The organism is Kitasatospora cathayae (assembly GCF_027627435.1).
GTDB lineage: Bacteria > Actinomycetota > Actinomycetes > Streptomycetales > Streptomycetaceae > Kitasatospora > Kitasatospora cathayae.
This window is the reverse complement of the sequence record NZ_CP115450.1, coordinates 7544825-7561203: the sequence shown is the minus strand read 5'-3', so window position 1 is coordinate 7561203 and position 16379 is coordinate 7544825. Positions and strand designations below refer to the sequence as shown.

Sequence of the window (16379 nt, the reverse complement as noted above, 5' to 3'; positions counted from 1 at the left end):
GGGTGGGAAACCTCGCAGTTCGGAAGGGTGGTACGGGTCCGTGGGACGACCGCGGGGCACGGGGCCCCGGGGCCGCTCCTCAGGCGAGGCCGAGCTCGCGGTCGATCAGGTCGAACATCTCGTCGTCCGTGGTGTCGTCGAGCGCGTCGTCCGGGCCGTCGGCGCCGGCGGGCGACTCGGTCGCGTCGCCGTCGAGCCGCCACTGGAGGCTCTTGAGGCGGGCGAGGAGGCGGGTGCGGGAGTCGGCGTCCAGCTCGGTGGCACCGAGCGCGCTCTCCAGCTCGTCGAGTTCGGCGAAGACCGGCCGGGCGGCGGGCGCCGCGCTGCCGGTGGGCGCGTCGGCGAGTTCGCGCAGGCGTCCGGCGAGAGCGGTGGGCGACGGGTGGTCGAAGATCGTCGTGGTGGGCAGCCGCAGCCCGAGTTCGGCGTTGAGGCGGTTCCGCAGCTCGACGGCCGTCAGGGAGGACATGCCGAGGTCGAGGAAGCCGCGCTCGGGGTCGACGGCCTCGGGCGAGCTGTGGCCGAGGACGGCGGCGAGGTGGCCGACGACGACGTCCAGCAGCAGCTTCTCCTGCTGGTCGGCGGCGAGGCCGGGCAGCCGGTCCAGGACGCCCCGGTCGCCGGTCGCCGGACTCCCGGCTGCCCCGGTGGCGGTGCGCCGGAGGGCGCGACGGGGTGCGAGTCCGGCGAGGAGCGGCGGGGCCCCGACGGTGGCGAGGGCGTGCCGGTCGAGCCGGATCGGGACCAGGTGCGGTCGGTCGACACCGCTCGCGGCGTCGAGCAGGGCGAGGCCCTGGACGGCCGTGAGCGGCAGCATGCCGGAGCGCGCGAAGCGGGCGATGTCCACGGCGTCCAGCGTGGACGTCATCCCACTCGATTCTCCCCAGTATCCCCACGCGAGGGAGACGGCCGGGCGCCCTTCGGCGCGGCGGTGGTGGGCGAGGGCGTCGAGGAAGGCGTTGGCGGCGGCGTAGTTGGCCTGGCCGGGGCCGCCGGCGGTGGCGGCGAAGGAGGAGAACAGGACGAAGGCCGAGAGGTCGAGGTCGCGGGTCGCCCCGTGGAGGTTCCACGCGGCGTCGACCTTGGGGCGCAGCACCTCGGAGAGCTGATCGTCCGTCAGGCCTTCGATCAGGCCGTCCCGCAGGACGCCGGCGGCGTGGACGACGCCGGTGAGCGGGTGCTCGTCGGGAACGGTGGCGAGGAGCGCGTCGAGGGCGGCGCGGTCGGCGGCGTCGCAGGCGGCGACGCAGGCGTCGGCGCCGAGGGCCGCGAGGTCGGCGACGAGCTCGGCGGCACCGGGAGCGGCGGGGCCGCGGCGGCCGGTGAGCAGGAGGTGGCGGACGCCGTGGTCGGTGACGAGGTGACGGGCGACGAGGGCGCCGAGGGTGCCGGTTCCGCCGGTGATCAGGACGGTGCCGGCCGGGTCCCAGGACCACGCCCGGTCACCCCCGTCGGTGCTCACCGGGTGCAGCCGGGGCGCCGTCACCTCGCCCCGGCGGACTGCCAGGCGCGGCTCGTCGGGGACGGCGAGGGCGGTGGGAAGGGCAGCGGTGGAGGCCGGGTCGTCGTCGAGGTCGACGAGGAGGAAGCGGCCGGGGTTCTCGGACTGGGCGGAGCGGACGAGTCCGTGGGCGGCCGCTTGGGCCAGGACGGTGGCGTCGGTGCTCGGGCCCGCGGTCTCGGCGCCGTGGGTGAGCAGGACGAGGCGGGCGTCGGCGAGCCGGGGCTCGGCGAGCCAGGAGCGGGCGAGGCGGTGGGCGGTCCGGACGGCGCGGTGCGCGGCGGTGACGGGGTCGCCCTCGTCGGCGGCGGTGAGGCGGTGGACGACGGTGGCGGGTACGGGCTCTCCGGCGTCCAGGGCGGCGGTGAGCTCGGCGAGGTCGGCGTGGGAGCGGGCGTCGAGGGCGGCGGCGAGGGCGCCGTCGTCACCGAGGACGACCGCGTCCGCACGGGAAGCGGCGGACACCGGGATCCACTCGACCGCGTAGAGCGGGTCGGCCGCCGGAGCGAGGTGCTCGGCCGCGACGGGGCGGACGGTGACGGCGTCGGCGGTGAGCACGGGGGCGCCGTCGGCGTCGGCCGCGGTCAGCGCGTGGGTGCCGTCGGCGGCCGGGGTGAGCCGGACGCGGAGCAGGGTGGCGCCGGTGGCGTGGACGGTGACGCCGCGCCAGTCGGCGGGCTGGGCGGGGTCGGTGCCGTCCGGGAGGGTGGCGAGCAGGGCCTGGAGCAGGCCGGGGTGGACGCGGAAGCCGGCCGTGTCGGTGCGGTGCTCCTCGGGCAGGGCGACCTCGGCGAACAGTTCGTCGCCGCGCCGCCAGCGGGCCAGGACGGTGCGGAAGCGCTCGCCGTACGCGGTGCCCTCCGGCGTTGCGGCGTCCACCGGCTGCGCACCGGCGGGGGGCCATTCCGTGAGGGCCTCGCCGTCGACGACACCACCGGTCAGTGTGCCGCTGGCGTGGTGGGTCCACGGGACGTCGTCGGCCGCGTCGGACGGGCGGGCGTGGATGGTGAGGGCCCGTCGGCCGTCCGCGTCGGCGGGGGCCGCGGCGAGCTGGAGGTCGACGGTTCCGTGGTCGGGCAGGGCCAGCGGGGTGAGCTCGGTGAGTTCGGCGACGACCGGGCAGCCGGCCTCGTCGCCGGCCCGCACGGCCCAGTCGAGCAGCGCGGTCCCCGGTACGACGGCCGTGCCGCGCACCCGGTGCTCGGCCGTCCAGGGGTGCGTCGCGGTTCCGATCCGGCCGGTGAGCAGGACGCTCCCCGAGCCGTCCGCGAGCCGGACGACGGCGTCCAGCCCGCAGGGGTCGAGGGGTGCTCCGCCGCGGACGGCGTCCTGGGCGAGCCAGTAGCGGCGGCGCTGGAAGGGGTAGGTGGGCAGGTCGACGGGCCTGCCACCGGTGACGGCGGGCCGCCAGTCGATCCGCACGCCGCGCACGTGGGCCTCGCCGAGGGAGGCCAGCAGCCGGGCCGGTCCGCCGTCCTCGCGCCGGACGGTGCCGAGCACGACGGCCCGGGCACCGGCGTCGGCCGCGGTGTCCTCGACGGCCATGGACAGCACGGGGTGCGGGCTGCATTCCAGGAAGGCGTCGTGGCCCTCGGCGAGCAGTGCGCGGACGGACTCCTCCAGGCGGACGGTCTGCCGCAGGTTGCGGTACCAGTAGCCGGCGTCCAGCGGGGTGTCGCCGAGCCAGTCAGCGGTGACGGTGGAGAAGAAGGGGACGCGGGCGTCGCGCGTGGTCAGTCCGGCGAGCTCGGTGTGCAGGGTCTCCTCGATCCGCTCGACCTGGGCGGAGTGGGAGGCGTAGTCGACGGGGATGCGCTTGGCCCGGACACCGTCGCGGGCGCATTCGGCGATGAGGTCGTCGAGGGCCGTGTTCTCGCCGGAGACGACGACGCCGGCCGGGCCGTTGGCGGCGGCCACCGAGATCCGGCCGCCGTACGGCTCGATGCGGGCCAGGACGTCGGCGTGGGTCTGCGGCACCGCCACCATGCCGCCGTGACCGGACAGGCCTCGGGCGATCGCCCGGCTGCGCAGGGCGACCACCTTGGCGCCGTCCTCCAGGGAGAGTGCGCCGGCCACGCAGGCGGCGGCGATCTCGCCCTGGGAGTGCCCGAGGACGGCGGCGGGGGTGACACCGTGGGCCTGCCAGCAGGCGGCGAGCCCGATCATGGTGGCCCACAGGGCGGGCTGGGCGACGTCGACGCGGTCGAGCGACGGCGCATCGGCCGCGCCGCGCAGCACGGCTTCGAGGGACCAGTCGGTCCAGGGCGCGAGGGCCCGTCCGCAGGCGGCGATCCGCTCGGCGAACTCCGGCGAGGCGTCGAGCAGTTCGGCGCCCATGCCGACCCACTGGGAGCCCTGGCCGGGGAAGACGAGGACGACCCGGCGGTCGCGCCCGGCGCCGTGCCGGCCGGTGAGGACGCCCGGGGCGGGCGTGCCGTCGGCGAGCGCGGCGAGTCCCGCCCGGAGGTCGTCGGTGCCGGCGCCGACGACGACGGCGCGGTGCTCCAGGAGGGCGCGGCCGGTGGCGAGGGAGTGGGCGAGGTCGAGCGGGGCGGCGGGGTCCGGGTCGTCGAGGTGGTCGAGCAGGGCGCGGGCCTGGCAGCGCAGCGCCTCGGCGCTGCGGGCGGAGAGCAGCCAGGGGAGGGCGGGCCGCTCCGGGCCGGCCACCGAGGGCTCCGGCTCCGGGGCCTGTTCGAGGATCACGTGGGCGTTGGTGCCGCTGAGGCCGAAGGAGGAGACGCCGGCGCGCCGGGGCCGGCCGGTGGCGGGCCAGTCGCGGGCCTCGGTGAGCAGGTCGACGGCGCCGTCCGTCCAGTCGACGTGCGTGGTGGGCCGGTCGATGTGGAGGCTCTGCGGGAGCGCGGCGTGCCGCAGGGCGAGGACGGTTCGCATGACGCCGGCGACGCCGGCGGCGGCCTGGGTGTGGCCGAGGTTGGACTTCACCGAGCCGACGAGGAGCGGGTGTTCACGGTCCTGGCCGTAGGTGGCGAGCAGGGCCTGGGCCTCGATCGGGTCGCCGAGGCGGGTGCCGGTGCCGTGCGCCTCCACGGCGTCGACCTCCGCGGGCGACAGACCCGCGTCGGCCAGGGCGGCCCGGATCACCCGCTGCTGGGACGGGCCGTTCGGGGCGCTGAGCCCGTTGCTGGCGCCGTCCTGGTTGACGGCCGAACCCCGCACGACGGCGAGGACGGGGTGCCCGTTGCGCCGCGCGTCCGAGAGCCGCTCGACGAGCAGGACGCCGACGCCCTCGGAGAAGCCGGTGCCGTCGGCCGCGTCGGCGAAGGGCTTGCAGCGCCCGTCGAGGGCGAGGCCGCGCTGGCGGGCGAAGTCGACCGGGATCATCGGGGTCGACATCACGGTGACGCCGCCCGCGAGGGCGAGCGTGCACTCGCCGCCGCGCAGCGCGCGGACCGCGAGGTGGAGCGCCACGAGGGAGGACGAGCACGCGGTGTCGACGGTGACCGCCGGGCCCTCCAGGCCGAGGGTGTAGGCGACGCGGCCGGAGATCACGCTCGCGGCGTTGCCGGTGCTGACGTACGGCGCGGCCTCGTCGGGGACGCGGGTCACCCGGTCGAGGTAGTCGCTGGAGGACAGGCCGGCGAAGACGCCGGTGCGGCTTCCGCGCAGGGTGCCCGGGTCGATGCCGGCGCGTTCGAGGGCCTCCCACGTGGTCTCCAGGAGGAGCCGCTGCTGCGGGTCCATCGCGACGGCCTCGTTGGGGCTGACGCCGAAGAAGGCGGCGTCGAAGCCGGCGGCGTCGGTGAGGAAGCCGCCCTCCCGAGTGCGGGAGGAGTCGGGGTGGTCCGGGATGCCGTCGTAGAGGTGGTCGAGGTCCCAGCCGCGGTCGGCGGGGAAGGGGGCGATGGCGTCCGTGCCGGTGGACAGCAGGGTCCACAGGTCGTCGGGGGTCGCGACGCCGCCGGGGAAGCGGCAGGCCATGGCGACGATCGCGATCGGCTCGTCGGCGGCCTGCGGGGTCGCGCCGGCCGCGGTCGCCGCGCCGGTGCCGGTGAGGCCGTCCGCCAGGTGCCCGGCGAGCGCCCCGGGGGTGGGGTGGTCGAACGCCAGGGTCGCTGGCAGCCGCAGGCCGGTGGCGGCGTTGAGGCGGTTGCGCAGTTCCACGGCGGTCAGCGAGTCGAGGCCGAGGTCGCGGAAGGGCCGGGTGGCGTGGACCTGGTCGGCCGAGGAGTGGCCGAGCACGGCCGCGGTGCAGCCGCTCACCAGGTCGAGCAGCGCCGCGGCGCGGTCGGCCGCGGCGAGCCCGGCCAGGCGGGCGCGCAGCCCGTCGGCGGCCGGGGCGCCCTGTGCGGCGCGGCGGGCCGGGGCCCGGACCAGGGCGCGCAGCAGGGCGGGGAGTTCGGCCGCGCCGCGCGAGCGCAGGCCGGCGGTGTCGAGCCGGACGGGCACGAGCAGGGCCCGGTGGTCGGCGAGGGCGGCGTCGAACAGGACGAGGCCGTCCGGGGTGCTGAGGGTGAGGGCACCGGACTGCTCAGAGCGGGCCCGGTCGGTGGCGCCGAGGTGGGCGGTCATGGTGCTGGCCTGTGCCCACAGGCCCCAGGCGAGGGCGGTGGTGGGCAGGCCGGCGACGCGGCGGTGCTGGGCGAGGGCGTCGAGCCACGCGTTGGCGGCGGCGTAGCTGCCCTGGCCGGGCGAACCGAAGACGCCTGCGGCGGAGGAGAACAGGACGAGGTCGGCGAGGTCGAGGTCGCGGGTGAGCTCGTGCAGGTGGTGGGCGGCGTCGGCCTTGGGGCGCAGCACGGCGGCGAGCCGGTCGGCCGTCAGGCCGGCGACGACGCCGTCGTCGAGGACGCCGGCGGCGTGGACGACGGCGGTGAGCGGGTGCTCGGCGGGCACGGCGGCCAGCAGCGCCGCCAGGGCGTCGCGGTCGGCCGTGTCGCAGGCGGCGAGGCGGGCGTCGGCGCCGAGGGCCGTGAGGTCGGCGACGAGCTCGACCGCGCCGGGAGCGGCCGCGCCGGCGCGGCCGGCGAGCAGCAGGTGCCGCACGCCGCGCGACGTGACCAGGTGGCGGGCCAGTTCGGCGCCGAGGGTGCCGGTGCCGCCGGTGATCAGGACGGTGCCGTCGGGGTCCCAGGGTCGCGGCACGGTGAGGACGATCTTGCCGGTGTGCCGGGCCTGGGCCATGTGGCGGAAGGCCTCGCGGGCGCGGGTGACGTCCCAGCAGGTGAGGGGCAGTGGGCGCAGCGCGCCCTGTTCGAACAGCTCGACCAGATCGGCGAGCATCTGCCCGATCCGCTCGGGTCCGGCCTCCTGGAGGACGAACGCCCGGTAGTGGGCGCCGCCGTGGGCGGCGGCGACCTCGGCGGGGTCGCGGACGTCGGTGCGGCCCATCTCGATCAGCCGCCCGCCGGGGCCGAGGAGGCGCAGCGAGGAGTCGACGTAGTCCCCCGCGAGGGAGTTGAGGACGACGTCCACGCCGTCGCCGCCGGTGGCGGCGCGGAAGCGCTCCTCGAAGTCGAGGGTGCGGGAGGAGGCGATGGCGGTGTCGGGCAGGCCTTCGGCGCGCAGCAGGTGCTGCTTGCCCTCGCTCGCGGTGCCGTAGACCTCGGCGCCCCAGAGGCGGCCGAGCTGGGTGGCGGCCATGCCGACGCCGCCGGCCGCGGCGTGGACCAGGAGGCGTTCACCGTCCCGGAGGCCGGCGAGGTCGCGCAGGGCGTAGTAGGCGGTGAGGAAGACGACGGGGACGGAGGCGGCCTGCGCGAAGGTCCAGCCCCGGGGGACGCGGGCGAGCACCCGGTGGTCGGCGACGGCGAGCGGGCCGAAGCCTCCGGTGACCATGCCCATCACTCGGTCTCCGACGGCGAATCCGGTGACGCCGGGGCCGACTTCGCTCACGACGCCGGCGGCTTCGGCCCCGAGGAAGCGAGCGCCGCCCGGGTACATGTCGAGGGCGTTGAGGACGTCGCGGAAGTTGAGACCGGCGGCGCGGACTTCGATGCGGACCTCGCCCTCGGCGAGCGGCGCGGCGGCGTCGGGGCTGGGGACGAGTTCGAGGTCGTCGACGCTGCCCTTGGTGCGGATGTCCAGGCGCCACGGGCCGTCGGGCACGGGCAGTGGCCCGGCGGTGTGGGCACGGGCCAGGCGGGGCACGTGGGCGGTGCCGTGGCGCAGCGCGAGCCGGGGTTCCCCGGTGGCGAGTGCGGCGGGCAGGGCGCGCCAGGAGGCCGGGTCGTCGTCCAGGTCGACCAGGACGACGCGGCCGGGGTGCTCGCTCTGGGCGGAGCCGACCAGGCCGTGGACCGCGGCGGCGGGCAGGTCGTGGACGTCCTCCGCGGGGTCGGCGGCGACGGCGCGGCGGGTGGTCACCAGCAGCGTGGCGTCCGGGCGGTCGTCGGCGAGCCACTCCTGGAGGACGGCGAGGGCGTGTTCGAGCGCGGCGAGCGGTTCGTCGCCGCCGAGCTCGACGAGCGTGACATCCGCGTCGGCGCCGAGGGTGACGCCCGCCTCGGCGAGGGCCGCCACGTGGGCGGGCGGCTCACCGAGGACGGTCCAGCGAGCGGGCGCCGGGCCGGGCCCGGCGAGGGTCAGCGCCGGCCAGTCCAGGTGGAAGAGCGCCTCCCGGGCAACCCGGGCGGCCGGGTCGAGGGCGCCCTCGGCGAGCGGGCGCACGGCCAGCGCCTCGATGGCGGCCACCGGCCGGCCGGCCGGGTCGGCCATCGCGACGGACACCGCGTCGGGTCCGGCCGGAGTGAGCGTCACGCGCAGCGCGGTGGCTCCGGCGGCGTGGAGCGTGACGCCGTTCCAGGCGAACGGCAGCCCGGGTCGGCCCGCCAGCGGGCCGAGCCCGGCGGGGTGCAGGGCGGCGTCGAGCAGCGCCGGGTGCAGACCGTAGCGGGCGGCGTCGGCGCTGGCCGGCGCGGGGAGTTCCACCTCGGCGTGGACGGCGGTGCCGAGGCGCCAGGCCGCGCGCACGCCCCGGAACACCGGTCCGTAGCCGTAGCCGTCCTGGCGCAGGCCCGGGTAGAGACCGCTGACGTCGATCGGCTCGGCGCCGACGGGCGGCCAGACGGGGGAGGCCGGCGCCGGCTCGGCCCCGGCGGGGGCGACACTGCCGTCGGCGTGCAGGGTCCAGCCCTCGGGTGCGTCCGCGTCCGCCGGGCGGCTGTGCAGGGCGACCGGGCGCAGGCCCGTGCCGTCGGGGGCCCCGACCTCGATCTGCACCTGGAGCGCGCCGCGTTCGGGCAGCAGGACGGGCGCGTACAGGGTCAGTTCCTCGATGCGCCCGCAGCCGAGCTCGTCGCCGGCCCGGACGACCGCCTCGACCAGCGCGGCGCCGGGCACCACGACGGTGCCCGCGACGCAGTGGTCAGCGAGCCACGGGTGGGTGTGCAACGACCAGCGGGCGGTTGCCACCAACCCACCACCCTGGGCGAGTTCGACGGAAGCGCCGAGCAGCGGGTGCTCCGGCGCGGCCAGGCCGGCCGTGGTGACGTCGCCGCCCGTCCCGCCCGGGCGCGGCCAGTAGCGCTGCCGCTGGAACGGGTACGTCGGCAGCTCGGTGGCGCGCGCTCCGGTGCCGGCGAACAGGAGGTCCCAGTCCATCCGGGCGCCGTGGTTGCGGGCGTCGGCGAGGGCGAGGAGGAAGCGCCCCGGGCCGCCCTCGTCGCGGCGCAGGGTGCCGAGGGCGGCGGCGGGCACGCCGCTGTCCTCGATCGTCTCCTGGACACCGGTGGTGACCACCGGGTGCGGGCTGATCTCGACGAACACCCGGTGGCCGGCGGCCAGCAGGGTGCGGGTGGCCTGCTCGAACTCCACGGTCTGGCGCAGGTTGCGGTACCAGTAGGCGGCGTCCAGCCCGGCGGTGTCGATGACGGCGCCGGTGACGGTCGAGCAGAACGGGACGTCGGCGGTGCGCGGGGCGATCGGCGCGAGCAGGTCGAGCAGCTCGTGCTCGATGCGCTCGACGTGCGCGGAGTGCGAGGCGTAGTCGACGGGGATGCGGCGGGCCCGGACTCCGGACCGCTCGCAGTCGGCGGCCAGTTCCTCCAGGGCCTCCGGGTCTCCCGAGACGACCACCGACCGGGGGCCGTTGACGGCGGCGACGGAGACGCGCCCGTCCCAGCGCGAGAGGCGCTCGCGGACGGCGGCGGCCGGCTCGGCCACCGAAACCATGCCGCCGAGGCCCGCCAGCTGCCGGATCGCCCGGCTGCGCAGGGCCACGACGCGAGCGGCGTCGTCCAGGGTGAGCGCGCCGGCCACGCAGGCGGCGGCGATCTCGCCCTGCGAGTGGCCGAGCACGGCGGCCGGTTCGACGCCGTGCGCGCGCCACAGTTCGGCGAGCGACACCATGACGGCGAACAGCACGGGCTGCACCACGTCGACCCGGTCGAGGCCGGGTGCTCCGGGCTCGCCGCGCAGGACGTCGGTCGCCGACCAGTCGGTGAACGGCGCCAGTGCCGCCGCGCACTCGGCGAACCGCTGCGCGAACGCAGGTGCGCCGTCGAGGAGTTCGACGGCCATGCCGGCCCATTGGGAGCCCTGACCGGGGAAGACGAAGACCGGCGCGCCCTCGCCCGCGGCCTGCCCCTCCAGGACGGCGGGGGTGGCGCGGCCCTCGGCGAGCGCGTCCAGGCCGTCCAGGAGCCCGGCCCGGTCGGGGGCGACGACGGCGGCCCGGTGCTCCAGGGCGGCGCGGGTCGTGACGAGCGACCGCGCGACGTCGTCGAGGGTCGGCTCGGCCGCCCGGACGTGGGCGGCGAGGCGGCGGGCCTGCTCGCGCACGGCGTCGGGGGTCCGGGCGGAGAGCAGCCAGGGCAGCGGGCGGTCGGCGGCCGGGCGCTCGGGCAGCGGCTCGGGCGTGGGGGCCGCTTCGAGGATCACGTGGGCGTTGGTGCCGCTGACGCCGAACGAGGAGACGCCGGCGCGCGGCGGCCGTCCGGTCTCGGGCCACGCGCGGGCCTCGCTCAGCAGCTCGACGGCGCCCGCCGTCCAGTCGACCTGCGCGGTCGGCCCGTCGATGTGCAGGGACTTGGGGAGCTCGCGGTGCTGCATCGCGAGCACGGTCTTCATCACGCCGGCGATTCCGGCCGCGGCCTGGGTGTGGCCGAGGTTCGACTTCACCGAGCCGAGGAGCAGGGGGAGTTCGCGGTCCTGCCCGTAGGTGGCGAGCAGGGCCTGGGCCTCGATCGGGTCGCCGAGGCGGGTGCCGGTGCCGTGCGCCTCCACGGCGTCGACCTCCGCGGGCGACAGACCCGCGTCGGCCAGGGCGGCCCGGATCACCCGCTGCTGCGAGGGGCCGTTGGGCGCCGTCAGCCCGTTGGAGGCGCCGTCCTGGTTGACGGCCGAGCCGCGCACGACCGCGAGCACCGGGTGCCCGTTGCGCCGCGCGTCCGAGAGCCGCTCGACCAGCAGCACGCCGACGCCCTCCGCCCAGCCCGTTCCGTCCGCCGCGTCCGCGAACGGCTTGCACCGGCCGTCGGGGGCCAGGCCGCGCTGGCGCGAGAACTCGACGAACACCTGCGGCGTGGACATCACCGTCACGCCGCCGGCGAGCGCCAGCGAGCACTCGCCGCGGCGCAGGGCCTGGGCGGCCAGGTGCAGGGCGACCAGCGAGGAGGAGCACGCGGTGTCGACCGTGACGGCCGGGCCCTCCAGCCCGAGGGTGTAGGCGACGCGACCGGAGATCACGCTCGCGGCGTTGCCGGTCATCACGTGCCCGGCGACGCCCTCCCGGGCCGGGTCCAGCAGCAGGTGGTAGTCCTGGAAGTTGGAGCCGACGAACACGCCGGTCCGCGACCCGTGCAGGGTGCCCGGGTCGATACCGGAACGCTCGACGGCCTCCCAGACGGTCTCCAGCAGGAGCCGCTGCTGCGGGTCCATCGCGAGGGCCTCACGCGGCGAGATGCCGAAGAAGGCGGCATCGAAGTCGGCGGGGGCGGTGAGGAAGGCGCCCTCGGAGACGTAGCTGGTGCCCTCGTGGTCCGGGTCGGGGTGGTGCAGACGGTCGGTGTCCCACCCCCGGTCGGCCGGGAACGGGCCCACCGCGTCGCGGCCCGCGGCGAGCAGCCGCCAGAGGTCGTCCGGCGACTCGACGCCGCCGGGGAAGCGGCAGGCCATCGCGACGATCGCGATCGGCTCGTCGGCGGCGACGGCGGCCACCGACTCCAGCACGGCGGCCGTGCCGGCCAGTTCGGCGCGCAGGTGCGCGGCGACGGCGGCCGGCGTCGGCCGGTCGAACAGCAGCGTGGCCGGCAGGCGCAGGCCGGTCGCGGCGGTGAGGCGGTTGCGCAGCTCGACGGCGGTCAGCGAGTCGAACCCGAGGTCCCGGAACGCCCTCGCAGCGTCGACGGCCGCGGTGGAGGCGTGCCCGAGGACGGCGGCGGCCTCGGTCCGGACGAGCTCCAGCAGCAGGCGCTCCTGCTCGTCGGCGCGGCGGCCGCGCAGCTGCTCGGTGAGCGGGGAGTCGGTGGCCGTCGTGGCGACACTCGGACGGACCGCGTGGCGCGCCTCGGGCAGGTCCGCGATCAGCGCGCTCGGCCTGGCGGCGGTGAGCACCGGCGCGAGCGCGCTCCAGTCGACGTCCGCCACGGTGAGGCCGGACGCGTCCGCGAGCAGGGCCCGGTGCAGTGCGGCGACGGCCTGCTCCGGGTCCATCGGGGCGAGCCCGCTGCGCCGCATCCGCCCGGTGAGGCCCGGGTGGTCCCCCGCCATGCCGCCCCCGGCCCACGGGCCCCAGGCGACGGCGGTCGCCCGCAGCCCGGCGGCCCGGCGGTGCTCGGCGAGGGCGTCGAGGTAGGCGTTGGCGGCGGCGTAGTTGGCCTGGCCGGGGTTGCCCAGGACGCCGGTGATCGAGGAGAACAGGACGAACAGGGCGAGGTCGTGCCCGGCCGTCAACTCGTGGAGGTTGCGGGCGGAGACGGCCTTGGCCCGGAGCACGTCGGCGAAGCGGTCGGCCGTGAGGCTCTCCAGCACGCCGTCGTCCAGGACACCGGCTGCGTGGACGACGCCGCCGAGCGGGTGCTCGGCGGGCACGGCGGCGAGGAGCGCGCCGAACGCGTCCCGGTCGGCGACGTCGCAGGCCGCGACGGTGACGCGGGCGCCGAGGCCTTCGAGCTCCTCGCTCAGCTGTTGGGCACCAGGGGCGCCGGGGCCGCGGCGGCCGACCAGGAGGAGGTGTTCGGCACCCGCGCGAGCCAGCCAGCGGGCGACGTGGGTGCCGAGGGCGCCGAGGCCGCCGGTGACGAGCAGGGTGCCCCGGGGGGCGGTCCAGCCGTCGGGGGCGTCCGGCGCGCTCTGCGGGTCCGTGACCTTCACCTGCTCCTCCGCCCCGGGCTGCGGCAGCACAGCCCCACGGCCGGGCGATAGGTGGCGCCGGGTCAGGCGGCGGGCGTAGGCACCGGAGCCGCGCAGGGCGAGCTGGTCCTCGGCGGTCTGGGCGAGGAGGGCGGCCAGGCGCCCGGCGGTGCGGGCGTCAGGGGCGGCGGGCAGGTCGATCAGGCCGCCCCAGCGCTGCGGGTGCTCCAGCGCGGCCACCCGGCCGAGGCCCCACAGCTGTGCCTGCTCGGGCTCGCCCACGCGGTCCGCGGCCTCGGCCGCGACTGCGCCCCGGGTCAGGCACCAGAGCCTCGCCGGGCCTCCCGCGGCCTCCAGGGTGCGCAGCAGTTCGACGGTCCCCGGCAGGTGGCGGGGGACGAGACGGTGGTCGGGGTGCGGTCGGCCGTCGGCGGCGAGGAACGACAGGACTCCGGCGGGCGGCTCGCCGCAGCCGTCCGCGAGCAGCGCGGCCAGGGTCTCGGCCCCGGCCGCCCGTTCGAACCGCAGGCCGCGCTCGGCGAGGGCGTCGAGGACGGTGTCGGGCCAGCTTTCCTCCCCTCCTGCCGGGAGGACGGCGAGCCAGCGGCCCGGCGGGACGGCGTCGGTGAGGCCGCGCACGGGCACCCAGCTCGTCCCGTACGTCCACCTGTCCAGCGTGCCGAGCAGGCGGCGCTGCCCGCGCCAGGAGGCCAGGACGGGCAGCAGGCGGTCCAGCGAGGCCTCGGCGTCCTCCTCCGCTATCCCGAGGACGGCCGACGCCTCCCGCAGGTCGCCGGCCTCGACGGCCGTCCAGAACGCGTCCTCGACCGGGTCGGCGGCGGGCACGCCCGCGTCGCGGCCCCGGAGCTCGGGCAGCCAGTAGCGCTGCCGCTGGAACGCGTAGGTGGGCAGATCGACGCGGCGCCCGCCGGACCGGGCGAGCACCGCCGCCCAGTCCGGGCTCGCGCCGCGCACGTGCAGGCGGGCGAGGGCCTCCAGGAGGGCAGGTTCCTCGGGGCGGTCCGTGCGGAGCACGGCGGCCGTGGCGACGTCGGCGGGCAGCGACTCGGCCGCCATGGCGGCGAGGACGCCGTCGGGGCCGAGTTCGAGGAAGCGGGTCGCGCCGGCCCCGTGCAGGGTGCGGACGCCGTCGGCGAAGCGGACGGCCTCGCGGACGTGGCGCACCCAGTACTCGGGCGTCGTGACATCTCCACCCAGGGCGCCGGTGAGGTTTGAGACCAGCGGGATCGACGGGGCGCGGTAGGACAGACCGTCGAGGACGGCCCGGAAGTCCTCCAGCATCGGGTCCATCAGCGGCGAGTGAAAGGCGTGCGAGACCCGCAGCCGCGTCGTCCTGCGGTCGGCGAAGTGCGCGCGGACCGCGTCAACGGCCTCCTCCGTGCCGGACACCACGACGGACGTCGGGCCGTTGACGGCGGCTATCGACACGGGATCGCCCAGCAGCGGCAGGACTTCGTCCTCCGTCGCCTGCACCGCCAGCATCGCACCGCCCGGAGGCAGCGCCTGCATCAGCCGGCCGCGCGCCGCCACCAGGGCGCAGGCATCGGCGAGCGAGAACACCCCGGCGACGTGCGCCGCCGCCACCTCACCGATCGAGTGCCCGGCCACGAACTCCGGCCGCACGCCCAACGACTCGACGAGCCGGTACAGCGCCACCTCGACGGCGAACAACCCGGCCTGGGCATACGCGGTCTGGTTCAGCAGCTCCGCGTCCGAACCCCAGACGACGTCCCGCAACGGCAGCTGCAGCTCGTCGCACACCGCGTCGAAAGCCCGGGCGAACACCGGGAACCGGCCGTACAACTCCCGTCCCATCCCCAGCCGTTGCGAGCCCTGGCCAGAGAAGAGGAACGCCGTCGCCCCCTTCTCCGCCACGCCCACCACCAGGCCGGTGACCGCGCTCCCGGTCGCGAGGGCGTCCAGCGCGCACAGGCGCTCCTCCGGGTCGGCCGAGACGACGACGGCCCGGTGCGCCATGGCCGTCCGGCCGGTGGCCAGCGAGTACGCGACATCGGCAGGGTCGAGCGGCCCGCGCGTCCGGAGATGGGTGGCCAGGCGGCCGGCCTGGGCCCGTAGGGCCGTCTCGTTGTGCGCCGAGAGCACCCACGGCAGTGCCGTCCCGCACGGTGCCCCGGGCACGACGTCGTCGACGGGCTCGGGCGCCGCCTCCAGCACGACGTGCGCGTTGGTGCCGCTCACACCGAAGGAGGACACGGCGGCCCGCCGGGGCCACGGATTGGCGGGCCATTCCCGGGCCTCGCCCAGCAGTTCGGCGGCGCCGGCGGTCCAGTCGACGTGCGGGGTGGGGGCGTCGAGGTGCAGGGTCCGCGGCAGCAGGCCGTGCCGCATCGCGAGCACCGTCTTGATCACCCCGGCCACGCCGGAGGCGGCCTGGGTGTGCCCGGTGTTGGACTTCAACGCGCCGATGAGCACGGGCTGTTCGCGGTCCTGCCCGTAGGTCGCGAGCAGGGCGTGGGCCTCGATCGGGTCCCCGAGCCGCGTGCCCGTGCCGTGTGCCTCGACGGCGTCCACCTCGGCCGCCGACAGCCCGGCGTCGGCCAGGGCGGCCCGGATCACCCGCTGCTGCGACGGGCCGTTGGGCGCCGTCAGACCGTTGGAGGCGCCGTCCTGGTTGACGGCCGAGCCGCGCACCACGGCCAGCACCGGGTGCCCGTTCCGCTGTGCGTCCGAGAGCCGCTCGACCAGCAGGACGGCCGCGCCCTCGCTCCAAGCGGTGCCGTCGGCCGCCGCCGCGAACGGCTTGCACCGGCCGTCGGCGGCGAGGCCGCCCTGTCGGGAGAACTCGGTGAACATCTGCGGGCTCGACATCACCGTCACGCCGCCCGCGAGCGCCAGCGAGCACTCGCCCCGGCGCAGCGACTGGACGGCGAGGTGCAGGGCGACGAGGGAGGAGGAGCACGCGGTGTCGACCGTGATGGCCGGGCCTTCGAGGCCGAGCACGTAGGAGATACGGCCGGAGGCGACGCTGACGGTGTTGCCGGTCAGCAGGTGGCCTGCGGCGGTCTCGGCGACCTGACCGCCCACGGTCGAGGCGCTGTCGTAGCCCCCGTGTCCGGTGCCGACGAACACGCCGGTCGGGGTGCCGGTGAGGGTTCCGGGGTCGATGCCGGCCCGCTCGACGGCCTCCCAGGCGGTCTCCAGGAGGATCCGCTGCTGGGGGTCCATGGCGAGGGCCTCGCGCGGGGCGATGCCGAAGAACCCGGCGTCGAACTCGCCCGCGTCGTGCAGGAACCCGCTCTCGCGGGAGGTGACGGCGCCCTCGGGCAGGTCCCAGCCGCGGTCGGCGGGGAAGGCGGAGACGGCGTCGACGCCGTCGCGCACCAGGTCCCACAGCTCCTCCGGGGAGGCGACCCCGCCCGGCAGCCGGCAGGCCATGCCGACCACGGCGATCGGCTCCCGGTACTGCTCGGTCACCTCGCGGAGCTGTTCGCGGGTCTCGTGGAGGTCCGCGATCGCCCGCTTCAGGTAGTCGCGGAGCTTGTCTTCGTTCGACATCGGGCCGTCAACCTCTCCGGGGGTCGCCAGGAACGCGCCGTGCGGGCGGTCCTGGCGTGCGGCCCCTCCCAGCAGGCCCGATCCGGGCCGG

Annotated in this window: 1 protein-coding gene; it reads right to left on the bottom strand. The window is 77.1% G+C overall.

Going from position 1 to position 16379, the window contains the following annotated elements:
• Nucleotides 1-79 precede the first annotated feature (79 nt).
• Complete coding sequence (locus tag O1G21_RS33935) at nt 80-16288, bottom strand: type I polyketide synthase (RefSeq protein ID WP_270149100.1); 16209 nt, start codon at nt 16286-16288, stop codon at nt 80-82.
• Nucleotides 16289-16379: the final 91 nt, after the last annotated feature.